At 68.6% G+C, this 16,872-nt stretch carries 18 protein-coding genes; 10 read left to right on the forward strand and 8 right to left on the reverse strand.

The genetic code is table 11. The annotated features are described in order from the left end of the window. The first annotated feature begins 1 nt into the window (after position 1). The 7 genes from AC1DR7_RS00480 (at position 2) to AC1DR7_RS00510 (ending at position 6,605) form a co-directional block, all read left to right on the forward strand. Positions 2-952 (forward strand): type II secretion system F family protein, encoded by a 951-nt coding sequence (locus AC1DR7_RS00480; RefSeq protein ID WP_457319127.1) that lies wholly within the window; start codon positions 2-4, stop codon positions 950-952. Next, positions 949-1,908: a type II secretion system F family protein gene (locus tag AC1DR7_RS00485; RefSeq protein WP_457319126.1), complete on the forward strand. Its 960-nt coding sequence runs from the start codon at positions 949-951 to the stop codon at positions 1,906-1,908. The genes AC1DR7_RS00480 and AC1DR7_RS00485 overlap by 4 nt, the downstream gene beginning before the upstream one ends. A 5-nt stretch (positions 1,909-1,913) precedes the next feature. Continuing rightward, positions 1,914-2,771 (forward strand): tetratricopeptide repeat protein, encoded by an 858-nt coding sequence (locus tag AC1DR7_RS00490; protein WP_457319125.1) that lies wholly within the window; start codon positions 1,914-1,916, stop codon positions 2,769-2,771. Beyond that, positions 2,768-3,202 carry a DUF3613 domain-containing protein gene (locus AC1DR7_RS00495; protein WP_256774208.1) on the forward strand — a complete coding sequence of 145 codons (435 nt, stop codon included), beginning with the start codon at positions 2,768-2,770 and terminating at the stop codon, positions 3,200-3,202. The genes AC1DR7_RS00490 and AC1DR7_RS00495 overlap by 4 nt, the downstream gene beginning before the upstream one ends. Before the next feature lie 4 nt (positions 3,203-3,206). Then, the gene (locus AC1DR7_RS00500) at positions 3,207-5,357 is read left to right on the forward strand and encodes a TadG family pilus assembly protein (RefSeq protein ID WP_457319124.1); all 2,151 of its coding nucleotides are present in this window, start codon (positions 3,207-3,209) and stop codon (positions 5,355-5,357) included. 184 nt (positions 5,358-5,541) lie between these two features. Continuing rightward, positions 5,542-6,180 (forward strand): DUF2968 domain-containing protein, encoded by a 639-nt coding sequence (locus AC1DR7_RS00505; protein ID WP_457319129.1) that lies wholly within the window; start codon positions 5,542-5,544, stop codon positions 6,178-6,180. A gap of 251 nt (positions 6,181-6,431) precedes the next feature. Continuing rightward, positions 6,432-6,605, forward strand: coding sequence for a hypothetical protein (locus AC1DR7_RS00510; protein WP_457319123.1), 174 nt, complete (start codon positions 6,432-6,434; stop codon positions 6,603-6,605). Between the two features lie 12 nt (positions 6,606-6,617). Here the strand turns inward: AC1DR7_RS00510 and AC1DR7_RS00515 are convergent, their stop codons facing one another. Beyond that, on the reverse strand, positions 6,618-7,031 hold the full coding sequence (locus AC1DR7_RS00515; protein ID WP_457319122.1) for a hypothetical protein: 414 nt from the start codon (positions 7,029-7,031) through the stop codon (positions 6,618-6,620). 239 nt (positions 7,032-7,270) lie between these two features. Beyond that, complete coding sequence (locus AC1DR7_RS00520; protein ID WP_478051502.1) at positions 7,271-7,726, reverse strand: N-acetyltransferase family protein; 456 nt, start codon at positions 7,724-7,726, stop codon at positions 7,271-7,273. A gap of 157 nt (positions 7,727-7,883) precedes the next feature. Here AC1DR7_RS00520 and AC1DR7_RS00525 point away from each other — a divergent pair, with 157 nt between their 5' ends. Both AC1DR7_RS00525 and AC1DR7_RS00530 read left to right on the forward strand, forming a co-directional pair. Further along, positions 7,884-8,696, forward strand: a complete 813-nt coding sequence (locus AC1DR7_RS00525) for a helix-turn-helix domain-containing protein (protein ID WP_478051501.1) — start codon at positions 7,884-7,886, stop codon at positions 8,694-8,696. Positions 8,697-8,774: 78 nt separating this feature from the next. Then, on the forward strand, positions 8,775-9,431 hold the full coding sequence (locus tag AC1DR7_RS00530) for a LysE family translocator (RefSeq protein WP_478051500.1): 657 nt from the start codon (positions 8,775-8,777) through the stop codon (positions 9,429-9,431). A gap of 62 nt (positions 9,432-9,493) precedes the next feature. On the opposite strand, the gene AC1DR7_RS00535 is transcribed toward AC1DR7_RS00530, so the two are convergent. From AC1DR7_RS00535 to AC1DR7_RS00560, 6 genes are all read right to left on the reverse strand, one after another. Then, positions 9,494-12,223: a TonB-dependent receptor gene (locus tag AC1DR7_RS00535; RefSeq protein ID WP_478052557.1), complete on the reverse strand. Its 2,730-nt coding sequence runs from the start codon at positions 12,221-12,223 to the stop codon at positions 9,494-9,496. Positions 12,224-12,403: 180 nt separating this feature from the next. Beyond that, positions 12,404-13,162, reverse strand: coding sequence for a SapC family protein (locus tag AC1DR7_RS00540; RefSeq protein ID WP_457319453.1), 759 nt, complete (start codon positions 13,160-13,162; stop codon positions 12,404-12,406). Between the two features lie 126 nt (positions 13,163-13,288). Next, positions 13,289-14,182 carry a hypothetical protein gene (locus tag AC1DR7_RS00545; RefSeq protein WP_457319454.1) on the reverse strand — a complete coding sequence of 298 codons (894 nt, stop codon included), beginning with the start codon at positions 14,180-14,182 and terminating at the stop codon, positions 13,289-13,291. Between the two features lie 69 nt (positions 14,183-14,251). Beyond that, complete coding sequence (locus tag AC1DR7_RS00550) at positions 14,252-15,037, reverse strand: CDP-diacylglycerol diphosphatase (protein ID WP_457319458.1); 786 nt, start codon at positions 15,035-15,037, stop codon at positions 14,252-14,254. A 118-nt stretch (positions 15,038-15,155) separates the two neighbouring features. Continuing rightward, complete coding sequence (locus tag AC1DR7_RS00555) at positions 15,156-15,758, reverse strand: decarboxylase (RefSeq protein ID WP_457319455.1); 603 nt, start codon at positions 15,756-15,758, stop codon at positions 15,156-15,158. A gap of 162 nt (positions 15,759-15,920) precedes the next feature. Further along, complete coding sequence (locus tag AC1DR7_RS00560) at positions 15,921-16,415, reverse strand: DUF1543 domain-containing protein (protein ID WP_457319456.1); 495 nt, start codon at positions 16,413-16,415, stop codon at positions 15,921-15,923. 108 nt (positions 16,416-16,523) lie between these two features. On the opposite strand from AC1DR7_RS00560, the gene AC1DR7_RS00565 reads away from it, so the two are divergent. Then, positions 16,524-16,844, forward strand: a complete 321-nt coding sequence (locus tag AC1DR7_RS00565) for a hypothetical protein (RefSeq protein ID WP_457319457.1) — start codon at positions 16,524-16,526, stop codon at positions 16,842-16,844. Positions 16,845-16,872: the final 28 nt, after the last annotated feature.

A 16,872-nucleotide genomic window follows, 5' to 3' on the forward strand; every position in this document is an offset into this window, starting at 1 on the left:
CATGGTCACGGTGCTGCTGCTGTGCAGTGCGGCGCTGGTGCTGGTGGCGGTAGCCGTCGAGCTGTGGTGGGGCGCGGGCCGCCGCGAACGCCAGCGCGCCTCGCTGCAGCACACCGAACAGCGCCTGGCCGCCAACCCGGCCACGCCGGTACTGGCCGGCATGCCGACGCGACCGGCCAACCCAGCGCCGTTGCCGACCGTAACCGCGCGACCCGACGCGCTGCCGTGGGATGCGCTGCTGCAACGTGCCGGGCTGCGGCCGGGCTGGCGCCTGCCGATCCTCTGGCTGCTGGGTGGCATCGCGCTGGCCTGGTTGGCGGCAGCACGCATCGGCACCGCCTGGATGTGGCCGATCGCCTTCGGCCTGTATGCGCTGCTGCTGGGGCTGTGGGTGTCGCGCCGCATCCTCGGCCTGCAACGCCGCCTGCTGCGACAGCTGCCGGACTTCCTCGACAACCTGGTGCGCCTGACCGGGCTCGGCAACAGCCTGCAGATGTCCTTCCAGACCGCCAGCCAGCAGGTGCCGATGCCGCTGCGCGGTCTGCTCGATGACACCCTGTCCGGCACCCGCAGTGGCCTGGACCTGGACCGCGCCCTCAGCCAGGCCGCGCAGCCCTACCGGCTGGACGTGCTGGACGTACTCGCCGTGGTGCTCGGGGTGAGCATCCGCATCGGCGGGCGCTCGGACCAGATCCTGCAGCGCATGAGCGACTTCATGCGCGACCTGGACCAGGCCCGCCAGGAGCTGATGGCCACCACGTCCGAAACGCGCATGTCGGCCTGGGTGCTCGGCCTGCTGCCGCCGCTGTCGGCGCTGCTGATGGCCATTGTCAGTCCGGACTTTTTCGAGCCGATGCTGCAGGTGCCGCTGGGCCACCGCATTCTCGGTGCGGCCCTGCTGCTCGAACTGATCGGCGGCTTCCTGCTGTATCGCCTGGCCCGTTCGCTATGAGCGCCGGCACCTTGCTGATCGCCGCGTTGCTGCTGCTCGCCCTCGGGCTGGGCCTGCTGGGCGTGGCCGGGCTGTGGCTCACGGGCCAGCAGAACCGCACGGCCGCCACGCTGCAGAGCGCACTGCGCAACCGCGACGCCGGCCCGCGTGAACCCGCCAGCCCGACCACAGCGGCGCCCGCGCCGGAGACCGGTCCGCGCGGCTGGGCGTGGCTGGCCACGCTGGGCGAGCGCTTCAACGGTGGCCGCCTCGAAGCGGCCCTGCTGGCCCCGGAAGATCGCCTGCTGCTCGACCAGGCCGGCTGGCATACCCGCGCCGGCACGGCCACCTTCCTGGCGCTGCGCCTGCTGCTGGCCGTGCTGTGCCTGCTGCTGGCCATGGCCTTCTACAGCGGCGACGGCCTCAGCCGGATCGTGGTGATGATCGTGGCGCTGGGAGTCGGCGTACTGCTGCCCAAGTTCGCGCTGCGTGCCTGGGCCACGCGCCTGCGCAAGCGCGTGTCGGCCGAGCTGCCGTTGCTGATCGACCTGCTGCGCCTGCTGCAGGGCGTGGGTTTCAGCATGGACCAGAGTCTGCAGACCCTCGGCGACAAACTGCGCAGCGCCATCCCGGTGCTCGGCCGCGAAATCCACCAGGCCAATATCGCCTACATGCACGGGCGCACACGTCAGCAATCGCTGCGGCGGCTGGCCGAGTCGTTTGATGACGAAGACCTGCGCAGCCTGGTGCAGCTGATGCTGCAGGTGCACGAACACGGCGGCGCGGTGCAGGAGCCGCTGCGCCAGTTCAGCGTGCGCCTGCGCGAACAGCGCCGTTCAACGCTCAAGGAAAAGGTCGGCAAGCTCTCGGTCAAGATGACCGTGGTGATGATGCTGACCCTGCTGCCGGCACTGATGCTGGTGTTGTCCGGCCCGGCGATCATCGCCCTGGCCAATGCCGTGAACCGTCTGGGATGAAGACCATGCCGATCCAACCGCGTCACTGCTGGTTGCTGCTCATCACGCTGGCTGCATGCACCGCCTGCGGCTCGGCGCACAACGCCTACCGTCCCGATCCGCTCAGTCTGGCACCGCTGGAATCGCCCCCGCAGGACGACAAGCGCATGTACCTGGACCTGATCGGCCAGATGCAGCGCCAGGGCGCCTACTTCGCCTCGCTGGCGCACGTGGACGCCTACCGCCAACGCTATGGCGACACGCCTGCATTGCGCCTGCTGCAGGCCGATGGCCTGCGTGAAACCCAGCAGGTGGAGGCCGCACGGGCCATCTATACCAGCCTAACCAATGGTCCCCAGGGGGCCGCCGCCTGGCACGGCCTGGGCCTGATCGCCGCACGGGCCGGTGATGCTGCCCAGGCCGAAACAAGCCTGGCGCGTGCCGTGCAATTGCAACCGCTCAACACCGACTACCTCGGTGACCTCGGCTTTGCACGGCTGCGCGCCGGGCAGCTCGGGCAGGCGCGCGAGCCCCTGGCCAAGGCGGCCGAGCTGGCCCCGGGCAATGTAAAAGCAAACGCCAACCTGGCGGTATGGGCACTGCTGCGCAACGACACTGCGATGGCCGAGCAGATCATGCGCAGCGCTGCCCTGCCGCAGGGCGCACGCGACGAAGTGCAGCGTCTGGCCCAGCAGTTGCGGATGGCACCCATCGCCAGTGCGCCGCCTGCCACCGCAACACCGGTCACGATCGCCGAGGTGCCGCGCACGCGCACACCGGTTGCCGCCGGTGCACCGCGCACGCCACGCGCCGATGCCCGCCTTGCCCCGTCGATGCTGGAACGCTTCGGCGGCATCGACCTCGCCACCGAGAGCACGCCATGACCGCCTTCGCTCCCCCTGCGCTGCGTATCGCCCTGGCCGCTACGTGCCTGCTCGCCTGTACCGTGGCCGGCGCCCAGCAACGCCCGCTGACCGGTCAGATGCTGGGCGATACCGCTCCGCCTCGCACGGAGATGGCCGCGACACCGCCCGCACCACCGGTACCGCCCCCGTACGAACCGCTGCTGCCGCCCCTGCCCCCGACCGACCCGCTGCCACTGCCGATACCGGATCGACCGCAGATCGGCGACACCACCCGTGCGCTGCTGCAGCTGCAGGCGCGTGGCAGCCATGCCGGCGCGCACCTGCCGATGCTCGGCGACCAGGCCTCGCTCAGCTACGCACGCTACCTGCAGAGCTTCACCCACCCCATCCCGGAGTTCCTCGACACCAGCGTGCGCAAACAGGTCACTGGTGACGGCAACGGAGAGTGACCCCATGAATACCCACGCCCGTCAGCGCGGTGGCATGTCGGTGACGATGATGCTGGTGATGCTCGGCCTGGTGACGATGCTGGGCCTGGTCGAAATCGGCTATCTGTACTGGGCCAAGCGCGATGTGCAGAAAATCGCCGACCTCTCCGCGCTGGCCGGCGCGCAGCGGCTGGACCTGTGCAGCGCCGACCGCGCCGACAACAGCGCCGCGCGCAGCAACGCCGTGCAGGCCAACCGCTTCCCCGGCACGCTCAACGTGCGCTGCGGCGACTGGAATCCCACCCACACCACCGCCGACCACTTCGTCGACAGCGCCGCCAGCGCGCCCGTCAACGCGGTCAAGGTCAGTGCCGAACGCCCGGTGCTGCCGTTCTTCGGCCAGACCGGCGGATTGCCGCAGGTGCGCGCGCAGGCGGTCGCCACGCGGGCGCCACCGCTGGCGGTGTTCAGCGTCGGCTCGCAGCTGCTGCGGGCCAACGGCAACACCCCGCTGGGCGGCGTCCTGAAACTGGTCGGCGTCGATCTGGACCAGACCACCCTGCTCGGTTACGACGGCCTGGCCCAGGCCAGGATCACCCCCGGCGGCCTGCTCAATGCACTGGGCATTCCAGTGGATGCCAACATCAGCATCGGCGACTTCAACGCCCTGCTGGCCGCGCACAAGGTATCGCTGGGCCAACTGCTCGACGCCACCGCCAGCGTGCTCAGCCAGAGCGGGGTGACCCATGTGGACCTGCGCGCGCTCAAGGACGCACTGGCGGCCAAGCTGGATATCAACCAGCTCAACCTGCAGCTGGGCAGCAACGCCGAGGGCAGCGGCCTGTTCGGCAGCATCGTCGCCCCGGACGGCCCGGCCTCGGCCGCGCTGCAGGCCGAGGTCAACGCACTGGACCTGATCACCACCAGCATCAGCATCGCCAACAGCGGCAAGGGCGTAGCGGTCAACAACCTCAACGTGCTCGGCCTGGTCCAGGCCAAGGCCGCCATCATCGAGCCGCCGTCGATCGCGATCGGCGGGGTCGGCACGCGCGCCTACAACGCGCAGGTGCGGGTCAACCTGGACATCGACAGCAACAATCTGCTGCTGGGCATCGGCAAGGTGCTGGGCCTGCTCGGCATCCGCCTGCGCCTGCCCGTATATGCCGACGTCACCAACGCAATGGGCACCCTGACCAGCCTGCAATGCGCCGCGCAGCCGGTCACCGCCAGCATCCGGGTCGAATCCTCGGTGCTGCGCGCCTGCGTCGGCAAGGTGGCCGACAGTGCCAGGTTCTCCACCCGCAATGTCTGCGATGCCAGCCTGCAGAACGAACAACTGCTCACCCTGCTCGGCGCGCCGCTGATCAACGACCAGATCAAGCTCAACGCCCTCACCCATGATGAAACCGTGACCCTGTCGCCGGGCGAAACCAGGTCGACCTGGATCAACGGCGCGCAGATCGGCAATGCCGTCACCGACCTGGTGCGCGAGTTGCTGCGCGTGCTCAGCGGCATGCTCAACCCGGCCGCCAAGGGCATGGGCAATGGCGATACCGCCACCCAGCTGGCCGACCAGTTTCTCAAGGCCGCCAATACGGGCAATGCCCGCTATGACGTGGACAAAACCATCGCCCTGCTGCGCAACGGTTCGGTTGCGCAGGGCATCGAGCCCTTCGGCGACTGGCAGGTCGCCAAGGGCGTGCCCTACGCCTGCCCACCGCTGGGTCTCACCACCTGCTACAAAGACGGCGCGGCCTGGGACGGGTATCGCGCGGTGGTGACCGGACAGGGCCTGGGGGTGCTCGACGGTCTGCTCGGCACGCTGCTCGGTGGCCTGGCGATCAACCGCTGCAGCGGCCTGGTCAGCGTGTTGCTGAGCTACAACAACTGCCTCAAGAGCAACCTGGCCTCCTACCTGCAAACCGCGCCCAACGGCATGCTCGACGCCCACCAGGGCAGCGGCAGCATCATCGACCCGGGCACCAACGCGGTGGCCTGCAGCGGCCTGCTGTGCACCCTGCTGCGGCCGGTGCTGGAAGGCCTGCTCAAGCCGCTGCTCAACGGCGTCGGTACCCTCCTCACCCAGACCCTCGCGTTGGTGCTGGGCCTGGAACTGGGACGCACCGACGTGCACCTGCAGGCGGTGCAGTGCAACCCGGCCCAGCTGGTCTATTAAGCCTGGCGCAGCGCTGTCGGCGCGGCACGGGCTGCATGCTAGACTTCTGTGGGGACTGGGATTTCACAGACGAACTTTCACCGATTGAGCCATTCTGGACGGCCTGATGATGCGAGCGAGAAAAGGGGTTGTATCCACCGGCCGGACCATCCTGGCTGGCAGTCTGGTGTTGCTGTCGCTGAGCATGGTGCCGCAGGCACTGGCCGCGCGCGCGCCCAAGGGTGAGCCCGCTGAACCGGCGCGCAGCGCGCCGGTGGTGCGCAACAGCGTGGACGAACTGCGCCAGCTGATGGATTCGCAGCAGCTCACCGAGCTGCGGACCACCTACAACGGCAGCTACGGCGCGAGCCTGCTGTTCAATACCGCCACGCTGCAGTATTACGCCGCGCTGTTCCACGACAAGGATTTCTGGCGCGTCATCAAGACCGACTCGGTCGACAACGCCGAAAAGGTCTACCGCACCTTCGTGCAGCAGACCGAGGAACTGGCCCAGGTGTATATCGACACCACCCGCCTCGAAGCCGGCAAGCGCTACACCGAAAACCTGGTCGCCTACAACGAACAGCGCCTGCGCAGCCTGCAGCAGGAAGCCGATCTGCAGCGCCAGCAATCGCTGCAGGTCAGCAGCTCGATCCAGCAGGCCAAGCAGCAGGCCGTGTCGCTCAGCACCGACCTGCGCAGCACCCACAGCCAGTTGGACGCCCTGAACCAGCGCATCCAGGCACTGCAGGCCCAGCAGGGCAACCCGGAGCTGTCGCTGCCGCCGCCGGAGGCCAGCGCCCCGGTGTCCCCGGCACCGGCTGGCGAGACCGGCAACCCGTAAGCCAGGCGGCTCCCTGCATCGCAGGGAGCCTGCCCCGAACGCGCGCCACTGCCGCGTTTCCCCGCGTGTCCGTCGCCTTCCCCTGCAACACCCTATCCATGCAGCCCGTTCCGACACGCTCGGCTGGGTCATCGCCCGGCGCACCGGCAAGCCGGTCTCCACGCTGCTGTCCGAGCGCATCTGGCAACACCTGGGCGCCGAGCAGGACGCCTACTACACGGTCGATTCCACCGGCACGCCGTTCGCCGGCGGTGGCTTCAACGCCGGTCTTCGCGACCTGGCCCGACCCGGCCGCCAAGGTGGTGATTGCCCGCTTCGGCTCGCACCCCATCGCAGGCAACGCGGCCAATGATCCGACGACCCTGCCTGCCTTCGATGCGCTGGCGCACTACCTGATGTCCCGGCCGGCGCAACGCACGCCCTGAGCAAGCGGCCGCTCAACGGCACGCGCGGTAGACGCGGTCGTCCATGCGCCGGCTCAGCGCGAAGCTGCGTTTCATCCCCGCCCTGATATACGCCGTCTCGCGCTGGCGTCGGGCAGTTGCGCAGGCCTGCGGCCGATGATGCAGCGAGATGACTGCGCCGGGCGGTGCCCGCGCGCGTCGCTTCGGCGCGGCACCGTCGCGGTGCCGCGTGCGTGAATGGCGGTGGTGGTGCGGCGGTGCGCGTTGTGCGTCCAGTGCACGTTTGCGCGCCTGCAGTTCGCGCCGGATCGCCTCGATCCGGGCCGCATGCCGGCGTTCGGCTGGCACCACATCGACCTCCCACGCCTGTTCGGCCTGGCCGGCGGCGCATGCATGGCGCTGGAACGTGGCCACGCCATCGACGCGGCATTTGTGGATCTGCTGCACCTCTGGCGTGGGCGTGGGCGCCGGTGTCGCTGCACCAGCAGGTGTCACGGCAGACACCCATAGCCAGAAACAGAGCGTCGGTAGTGCGGTGGATCGCGATGGCATCGGCAGTCTCCCTGACCTGCCGCCAGCATCCTGCGCACGCACCGCAGCTACCGCGACCCACGTGGCATTCCATCCGCTGCAAGCCATGCACCTACCACGACACGCGGACTACCCGACGTCGAACATCGCGCCGCTCACCCTGCGACCCGGTACTCCAGCACCTCATCGCCCAGATCATCGATTTCCCCGGTCGGCCGCCACCCCAGGTGACGATAGAAGCCGTGCGAGCGCACCGCCGGATCGGCCGCGCACCCCAGGAACAGGCGCTCGAAACCCCAGCCGCGGAAGTCCTCCACCGTTCGTGCCAGCAAGGCCTTGCCGATGCCCTTGCCTTCCCAGTCCGGCAGCAGCGCCAGCACGATGATCTCGCCAGTGTCGCGATCGCCGAAGCAGTAGCCGACCATGTGCCCATCGGCCTCGGCCACGTGGCCGGGGAACGCACCCTGCGCGATGCCGTCCGCCCAGCTCTCCACGGTGATGCCCAACGCGGCCAGCTGCGCGACCGAGAAGGCGTTCTCGCGGGTGCGCCCGCGCAGGTCGATGCAGTGGGCAGCGTCATCGGCGACGGCGGTGCGGTAAGTGATGGGCATGCTGGCGCCTCCTGGCGGGTCATTCGAACGCGGACGATAGCGCAGATGACGCGTTCCAGCCGGTTCACTGTCGCAATGCGCCGCGCGCGGGCCTGCGATGCCGCTGCCAGCCATGGCATCCTGAGCAGGCTGCCCCTCTCGCGTCACGGAACCCCGCATGCGTCCCACCACTGAATTCTGGCGTGATCCGTCACTGCCCCATGTCGAGAGCCGCCGCGCCTGCGACAGTCGCGCCTGCTATCGACCACACAGCCACGACACGTTCTCCATCGGCGCGGTGGATGCCGGGCGCAGCGTCTTCAGCGGCGCGTCCAGTGGCTCCCGGGTGCTGCAGGCGGGCAGCGTGGTCGCCGTTCCCGCTGGCTGTGTGCACGCCTGCAATCCGATGCCCGGCCATGCCTGGAGTTACCAGATGCTGCATCTCGATGCAGACTGGTTGGGCAGTCTCCGCGACGAATCATCGCCGCCGCCATCGACCCGACACCTTGGGGTGGTCCACGTCTCGGACGACCGTAGCCGCTATCGCGACTACTGCACGCTCAACACCCTGTTGTTCTCCGACGCGGCGGTCGAAGAAAAGGACGCCGCACTGATCGCGTTCGTCGGCGATCTTGAGCAGCCACCGGGTACGCCCGTTGCTCTGGGGTCCGACGCGGCGTCACTGCATCACCGCCTGCAGCCGGCGATGGCGCAGCTGCGTGGGCAGTTGTCGCGTACGCCCCCCTTGGCCGAGCTGGCGACCGCGGTCCACATGAGCCGCTATCAACTGATCCGCGCCTTTCGCCGCGCCACCGGCCTGACCCCGCATGCCTGGCAGATGGACCAGCGCATCCGGCAGGCGCGCCAGCAACTGCGCGACGGGGAAGCAATGGCCAGCGTCGCCCACGGCCTGGGCTTTGCCGACCAGAGCCATTTCCAGCGTGTGTTCAAGGCACATGCGGCAACCACGCCCGGCCACTATCGGCGCTGAGAACGCGCAATTACGTTCAATACCGGACCGGCCGCGAACACCACACTGGCCGCCCGTAGCCTGCCTGTACCGGATTGAATGGAACAGTTCCTGATTGTCGCCAGCGTGCACTTCCTCGCCCTGCTCTCGCCCGGGCCGGACTTTTTTCTGGTCGCGCGCACGGCCATCGCACGCGGCTGGCGCACGGCCAGCGGTGCCTGCGCAGGCATCGCGCTGGGCAATGGCGTGTTCATCGGTGCCGCGTTCGCCGGCCTGGCCATCCTGCGCGTCGACAGCGCAGCCTTCATCGCGGTGCAGCTGGTGGGCTGCGCATTCCTGATCTACCTGGGCGCGGTGTTTCTGCGACATGCCGGCGGCAGTGGGCTGGTGCAGTTGCGTGGCACGGCGCAGGCCGGCGCGACCGCCTCTGCCGGCGGCTGGTGGAAAGCCGCCGGACTGGGTGCGCTCTCGGCCCTGTTGAACCCGAAGAATGCGTTGTTCTACGCCACCCTCGCCGCGATGCTGCAGGGACCGGCCACCGGCACCGGCGCAAAGCTGTTCTATGCCGGCTGGATGTTCAGCGTCGTGCTGCTGTGGGACCTGCTGGTCGCTACGGTGATCGGGCACCCGGCGGTGCTGCGCCGGTTCGCGCGCGCACTGCCGTGGCTGGAGCGGACGACCGGCGTGGTCCTGATCGCCCTGTCGGTGTCGATCCTGGTGTCGCTGGGATGGCCATGGCTGGCGCACCCGCGCTGACCCTGCGTGCAGAAAGGCCCGGCAGATGCCGGGCCTTTCCTGGGGTTACGTCATGGCCTCGATCACAGGAACCGGTAATCGAACTCCAGCCACAGCTGGCGACCGTACGGATCGTAGTTGCCCACCGGGTAGAACGGCCAGCCGCCGCCGTTCCTGTCTGCCGGTGGACGGCTGTCGCGCAGGTTGTTGACGATCAGGCCGACGCTCGCGTTGTCGCTGAGCTTGCGGTACACGCTGGCGTTGTAGGTCATGTAGGGCGCGATGCGACCACTGCCGTCGGTCTTGGGCAGCGAGCCGTAGCGGATGCCGTACAGGGTGGCGGTCCAGTCGTTGATCGCCCAGGTCACGCTGCCGTTGACCTTGCTGCGCCACTGGTAGGAATCCAGCGAATTGCGCTGGTCGGTCGCCTCGTCCTCGGCGAACTGGCGGTATTCGTGATCGATCACCAGCGAGTAGGCCAGGCGCGCGGAGAACTGGCCGTATCGGCCGGCATCCCAGCGCGTGTTCGCCTTCAGGTCGATGCCGCGCACCGACTCGGACGCGGCGTTGATCGGGTTGATCAACACGCGCACCACCTGGTTGGGCTGCACCGCGGCGTCGGCCGGGTTGCGGATCACCCGCGACAGCGCGTCCTGGCACTGTGCCGAGTTGATGTCGCGCGCTTCCCCGCCCACGGTCTGGCCAAGCCGGCAATCGGCTTCGTCGCGCAGGATCCGCGAGGAATCCAGATTGGTCACTTCCTGGTCGATGCGGATGTCGTAGTAATCGGCGGTGAAGTCGACATTCGGCGAGGGCGACCACACAAACCCCGCGCCGTAGGACTTGGCCGTCTCCGGCTGCAGCTGCGGATTGGCACCGCTGGTGTAGTCGATGGACAGGCCGCTGTAGTCGCAGTCGTCATAGGCCTGGCCGGCACTGCGGCAGCGCCAGTAGTCGGTCATGCCCGGGTTGTAACCGCGGGTTTCGCTGGCGAAGACATAGTTCATGTCCGGCGCACGGAAACTGGTCGCCGCGCTCGCGCGCAGCAGCAGGGTGTCGAACGGTCGGAACTCCAGGCCGGTACTCCAGGTAGCCTTGCCGATGTGGTCGCCGGCCGCGCGGTACTGGTCGTAACGACCGGCCACGGTAGCGGTCAGGCGCTCCAGCAGCGGCAACTGCAGTTCCACGCCGGCCGCATAGCGGTCACGCTCGCCGCCGGCCGGGATGCCGGCGCTGGTGTTCCAGAACTCGCCAGTGGCCAGGCGCGGGTCCGGCCGGTTGTTGTAACCCTGGCTGCCTGCTTCCAGCACCGCCGCCAGCGCGGCACGTCCGCCGGGCAGGTCGAACAGCTGGCCATTGACGCTGAAGGTGGCCGCCTGCAGCCACGCGGCGTTGCGGCTTTCCTGGGTGGTGGACAAATCGTCGTATTCGTTCGGGGTCAACGGCTGGTACAGCCGCGCCGGGTCCGGGGCATACACGTCCACGCCGCTGCGGGTGCCCAGCTTCGGCCCGAGCAGGTAGTCGTTGATGCCGGCCAGCAGCACCGGGCGGCGCGTGCGGTTTTCGTAACGCGAACGGCTGTAGGCCGCTTCGTAGTCCCAGTCCGAGCCGCCCAGGCTGCCGCGTGCGCCCACGTTGAACGACCATGAGGTTTCCAGGAACCGGTTGGCATTGCGCTGCACGCCACCGATTTCTTCCGGCGCGAAACGCCGATACCAGCTTTCCAGCTGGCCGCTGTTCTGGTTGTAGAAATAGTTGCGCGAGGAGGTCCAGCTGGGCGCGCGGGTGTTGTTGTAGATGCGCGCAGTGCCGATGGCCACGTCGGCGAACAGCTCCTGGCGGTCGTCGAGGTGCCAGGTCAGCGCGCTGTAGGCATCGATGTTGCGCTTCTCGGTCTGCACGGTCCAGAAGGTGGCCGCGGCCTCGTTGCTGCCGCAGTACGCGCCCTGCCGCGGGTTCTGCGCGCGGAACACGCTGCCGCCATACAACCCGGCACTGGCATCGCAGCCCGCCAGGCCGGGATCGATGTAGGTGCCGGTGCTGGCGTTGCGACGGTAGGCCACCGCCGTGGCCAGCGGCGTCACGCCGCGCGGATCGTCGGTGAGCGAGTCCATGAAGTCGCGCTGCGAGCCGTAGATCGCCTTGCGGTTGGCGATCTCCAGGCCGAAGATCGCGTCCCACTGGTCGGTCGAGCTGCCGCCGACCACCTGCAGGCGCTGGTTGTCGCCGCCGCCCTGCTCGGTGGTGCCGGCCTTGACGTTGATGCCCACACCTTCGTAGGACTTCTTCAGGATGATGTTGACCACGCCGGCAATCGCATCCGAGCCGTACACCGCCGACGCACCGCCGGTGAGCACCTCGATGCGGTCGATCAGCGCGCTGGGGATGTTGGCCAGGTTGACCACGTTGACCGAGCCTTCGTAGGCCAGCGGGTAGTCGGACTGCCGGCGGCCGTTGACCAGCACCAGCGTGCGGTTGGGGCCAAGGCCGCGCAGGTTGATGGTGTTGGCGGCCGGGGTGAAGGTGTTGCCGAAATCCTCACCCTGCACGCTGCCGGTGTTTTCGGTCAGTGCGCTCAGCGCCTCGAAGGCACTGCGGTAGCCCTGCGCCTCGATCTGCTCCTGGGTGATCACGGTGACCGGCGACGGCCCTTCCACGCTGGCGCGCGGAATGCGCGAGCCGGTGATCTTCACCGCTTCCAGTTCAGTGGGGGCGGCGCCGTCGGCGGCAAGCGCCAGCGGACTGATTCCGAGCAGGGGCAACAGGGACACGACCAGGGGGCGCAGGCGCAACGGACGACGGAGCAGAGACATGCAGGTTCCAGATTGGGAGAGTCGCTCCGGTGCGGGCAAGCCATTGCCGCAGGGGGTCCGGAGGGCGGGCCAGTCTGCTGAATGGGGACCTGCCCGGGAAATGACCGCCCGGGATATGCATATAACGAAAACGGCGGCCCTGCGGCCGCCGTCTCTTTCTGCACCACGTTGCTGCGGCAATCAGGCCTTGGCAGCGCTCTGCAGGCTCTGGCGCTGGACCAGCGCATTGAAGCGGGCCAGCGAACTCAGGTGGTGGTGGACCAGGGCAAGGTAGCCGTTGCGGTGCCAGGCCAGCACCACGTCGTCGGGCAACTTGGCCAGCTTTTCCACGTCGACCACGTGGAAACCGTTGACCGACATCTGCTCACCGGTGTTCAGGGTGACATCGATGCTGCGCTCGATCAGCAGGTCCTGCGCCTTGATGGCGGCCGAGAACTGGCGGGTCAGCTCGTGCTCACGGGTGAAATCACCGCAGAAGCGCATGGCGCTGTCGACCAGTTCGGTCGCCTTGCCGTCGGCGAACAGCGGCTCGCCTTCTTCGCTGGTGCCCTGGTTGACGTGCTCGGCATCGGCATCGATGGCCAGCATGTAGTCGCCTTCCGGCTCTGCCTGCATGAACACGAACGGATAGCGGCGCACATAGGCCGGTGCGTAGGTGTCTTCGGCCCACTTGTCGCCGTCGATGAACAGGTTGTTGCGGGCCAGGCCCACGGCCACGATCGGGGCGGCATCGCTGCCGGTGAACAGGATCGGGAAGTGCTGTGCGGCCAGGCCGAACTCACCGACCACCGCCGGAATGGCGTTGGTTTCGGCCGCGAAGGCCACGGTGCCCTGCTTCAGGCGCCAGTTGGCGTGCTTGTCCGATTGCAGCGGCAGCGGCTGGCGGTAGAACAGCGGGCCGGAAGCCTGTGCCGGCGGAGTAGTCGTTTCAGCAGTCATGGAATAGGTCAGGTACGACGCGCCAGACAGCCCGGGCGCGAAAGCGGGCACCGCATTGATTGGCCACTATAACGTGGCTGCATGACGATATGCGCCCTGCCGAAAGCCATGCCAGCGTGCGCGGCCCTACAGTTCGGTGAACTCCTCGCACCCGGGCAATGGCGTATCCGGCACATACGCTCCGCCAACGAAGCGGAAGGTCCGTTGGTAGGAGCAGGTCGGATCGGTCTGGATCCGCAGGTCGCGCTTGCGCAGCGGCCCCTTGGTCGAGGCATCCTGGAACCGTGAAGCGCCCGCCGGAAACCGGGTGGCGGTGGTCCGGTAGCGCAGCACGGGCATGCCCTGCCCGGCCGGATCCAGGGTCAGCGTCATGCTGAAGCTGTACTCGTCGTGGCAGGCGCCGGCGCGACGCGCTTCATCGGCCTGGCCGAAGCAGGCGCGGATCATCGCATGGCCGTCAGCCGGCACCATCAGCACGTCCGGGTCGATCTGGATACCGTCCTGCTGGTGGTAGAGCCGGCTCAGCCGCAGCTTCCCAGCATCCGACCCGCCGCCGGAATAGCCGGCACTGGCCTCGCTCACCACGCCGACCAGCACATTCTCCAACGCGGCCTGCTGCGGGTCCGAGGGCACCTGGGGAGCACCGATCCGGGGTGCCATGCGCACGATGAAGGGCCATGGCCGCTCACTCGCCCGGGCGTCCGGATCCGGCATCGGAATGTAGCGAAGCCTCGGTTCGGTTTCGCCAGCGGGACGATGCTCCACCTCCAGCTGCGCCGCCGACGGATCGCCGTCGCGCCGCGTACGCACGCACCATTGCCGGTCCTCCGTGCAGAAACGCGGCGAGGCAGTGCCATCATCGCTACCCGCGGTGGCGCGGCCAGGCTGTTCGATCAGCGCCTCCAGGCGGTTGCCGGCACGGTCGTGCACGGGCGCGGCGGCGCCGGCGACGTCGGCCAGCAGCAGCAGGCCGAGCGCGGCAGCGGCGCGGTGACGCATCGATTCAAACTTCTCCGGCATGGTTCGCTTCCTGCGCGCCACAAAGCGCCTGTCGACAGAGCGGCGATTCTAGCCCAGCGAAGACGCCGCTCAGCGCACCCCGTCGAGCGGGCCGTCGGCGCCGGTGACCGCAGCACACGCATGGTCCTGCAATTCTTCGCCACTGGCCTCGTTGCCGGTGGCCGGATCGAGGCGGGTCGCCAGCAGCAGGAAGCCGGGCGTGCCATCGCGCTCGCGTGCGCCGCTCACCACCAGCGACCAGTGGCCGAGATCGTGCACGCCGGCCAGCTCATGGGCCAGCAGCTGGATCGGGTCGACGGCAAGCACTTCGCCGCGCACGCGCCGGGCCTGGTAGACGTGGCCGCGCAGCGGTGCGGGCAGGCGCTGCCAGTGCGTGCCGATGCCAGCGTCCATGCGCCGCAGTTGCGCCAGCACGTCGGTGCGCAGGCAGTCGATGTGGATGTGCAGCTGGTGCTGCGAGCGGCCATGCGGCGAATTGAGCGCCAGGCTGGCCACCTCGCGCGGCAGTGGCTGGCCCAGCGCCTGTTCGGTACGCCAGCGTGCCGCCCATGCACTGGCGAAATAGTTGGGCGCATCGGTGTGCAGCAGCGCGGGGCTCTCGATACCACTGACCTTGTCCAGCGGCATCAGCAGGAACTGGTAGCGCCCGTGGGCGTCCTTGAACAGCACATCGCGCCGGCCGGGAGCCGCGTCCACCGCCAGGCAATCACCGCGCGGCGTGCCCGTCCCCACGCAGTCGCGCTGGATCAGGCCCCACAGCGCGTCCGGGTTCGGGGGCGGCTTGGCCGGAGCCACCGGCACGACGGTGGGCTGCGTGGCACAGGCGACCAGCAACAGGCACAGCGACAACAGCATCGGGCGAAGGTTGGACACGGACGGGCACGGACTTGCCCGTTCCGGCATGGCGGGCTCGGCACGCATGGTAACCGAGCCGGCACGCTACGCTTTGGCCGCACGTGGCGGCCGGCGGCGCTCAGTAGGTGCTGAAGGGCACTTCCACTACCAACGCCGGCGCGGCCGCGGCCGCGGCGGGCTGCAGCGTATAGCGGTCCAGCGCACCGTTCTCATCGGCGAAGGGCAGCGACTTGAACTGCAGGCGGTAACGGTCCGCGCCCAGCGTCAGCACGCCGGCGGCGTCCATGCCGGCATCGGCGGGCAGCAGCAGCCCGCCCATGTCGCTGTAAGCGGCTGGATCGTCGCTGTAGACGTGGCCGACCAGGTCGCCCTCGCGCTTCATTTCGTAGATGTGCGGCTCGCCGCGGCGGCGGTTGTATTCCTCACCACCGGTGAGATCGGCGATCCACACCCCGGGCAGGCGATAGCGGGTTTCCAGGGCGATGGCATCCAGACGATCGCTTTCCACCACCAGGCAGCACACCGTGCGCCCGGCTTCGCGGTCCAGGATCGCAAAACGCGCGCCCTTGGTCACCGCCTCCGGCAATACTGCGAAAGGAACGTCGCGCCGTGCGGGATCGGCGCCATTGGCCGAGTGCAGGTTGCGCCAGCCGCCCACCACCGGGCCGGCAGGTTCGGCAGCCGCCGCCGAAGCAGCCAGCAGGCAGGTTCCCAGCAGCATGACCAGCCGGCCCCTGAACATCCCGTCGTACATCGTTTTCTTCCGTCGTTGGCGCGTGCGGCGGCCGGGAGGGCGTCATTGCCGTCCCTGGGCACCTGCTCACTTGGCCGCGACACTATGCGCCAGCGGCCGCAGGCCGGCAATCCTGCCCGGCAACGGGCGTCAGCCGATCACGATGTAGTCGCTGACCAGCGCGATACCCCGGTGCGGGCCGGGCTGCAGTTGCACATGGCGGCCACCGACCTGGTCGATGGCGATGCAGTCGTCCACCTCCAGCAGGGCGTCGGTATGCGGCTTGATCCAGCTGGCATCGCGCAGCGCCTTGGCCTTGGATTTCGCCTCAGCGATGTCGCGGGCGACCAGCAGCTGGTAGTCGTGGGCCTCGCCGAGCGAGCGCGGCACGTAGCCGCCCAGATTGACGAAGAACAGCCGCGGGGCGCCAGGCGCGGGCGCGGCATCGCCGAAGCGGACCTGATGGCCGTCCACGCCGTCCACCGCCAACCAGCCATCCACGTGCAGACCCTTGGCCTGGCCGAACCAGTCCGCGCGCAACTGCGGGTACGCATCCTCCACGCGGTCGACATTGGCGAAGGCCACGTCATGGACTTCGATCCGCGCACGCGCGTGGCGTCCGCCGAGCATGAACACGTGCAGCACTGCGCTCTCCTGGAACCTGTGGAACGGCGCGTAGTGTAGCGCCGCCACCACGCGGCCGCGGCAACGACGGTGGTATCGTCAGCCACTGATCACGCAGGAGCGACCCCCATGACATTCCTTTCGCGCAGCCTCCCACCGAAGGTGCTGGTTCCGGCGCTGGCCATCGTGTCCAGCCTGGCGCTGGCTGCCTGCGTCAGCACGCCCGGCCCGGTGGTCAAGGGCCCTGGACTGTGCAAGGCCGATGGCCTTGCCTGGGCGGTCGGCCAGCCCGCCGATGAGGCCAACATGCGCAAGCTGGCGGCGCAGAGCGGTGCCGGACTGGTGAACCCGATCGGCCCGGAAACCATCACCACCCGCGACCTGCGCCAGGATCGCCTGCGGGTGTTCATCGACAAGAACAACCTGATCACCGCCGTTCGCTGCGAGTGATCGCAACGGCGGGGCCAGCGGATCGCAT

Source organism: Stenotrophomonas sp. P5_A9 (genome assembly GCF_056400525.1).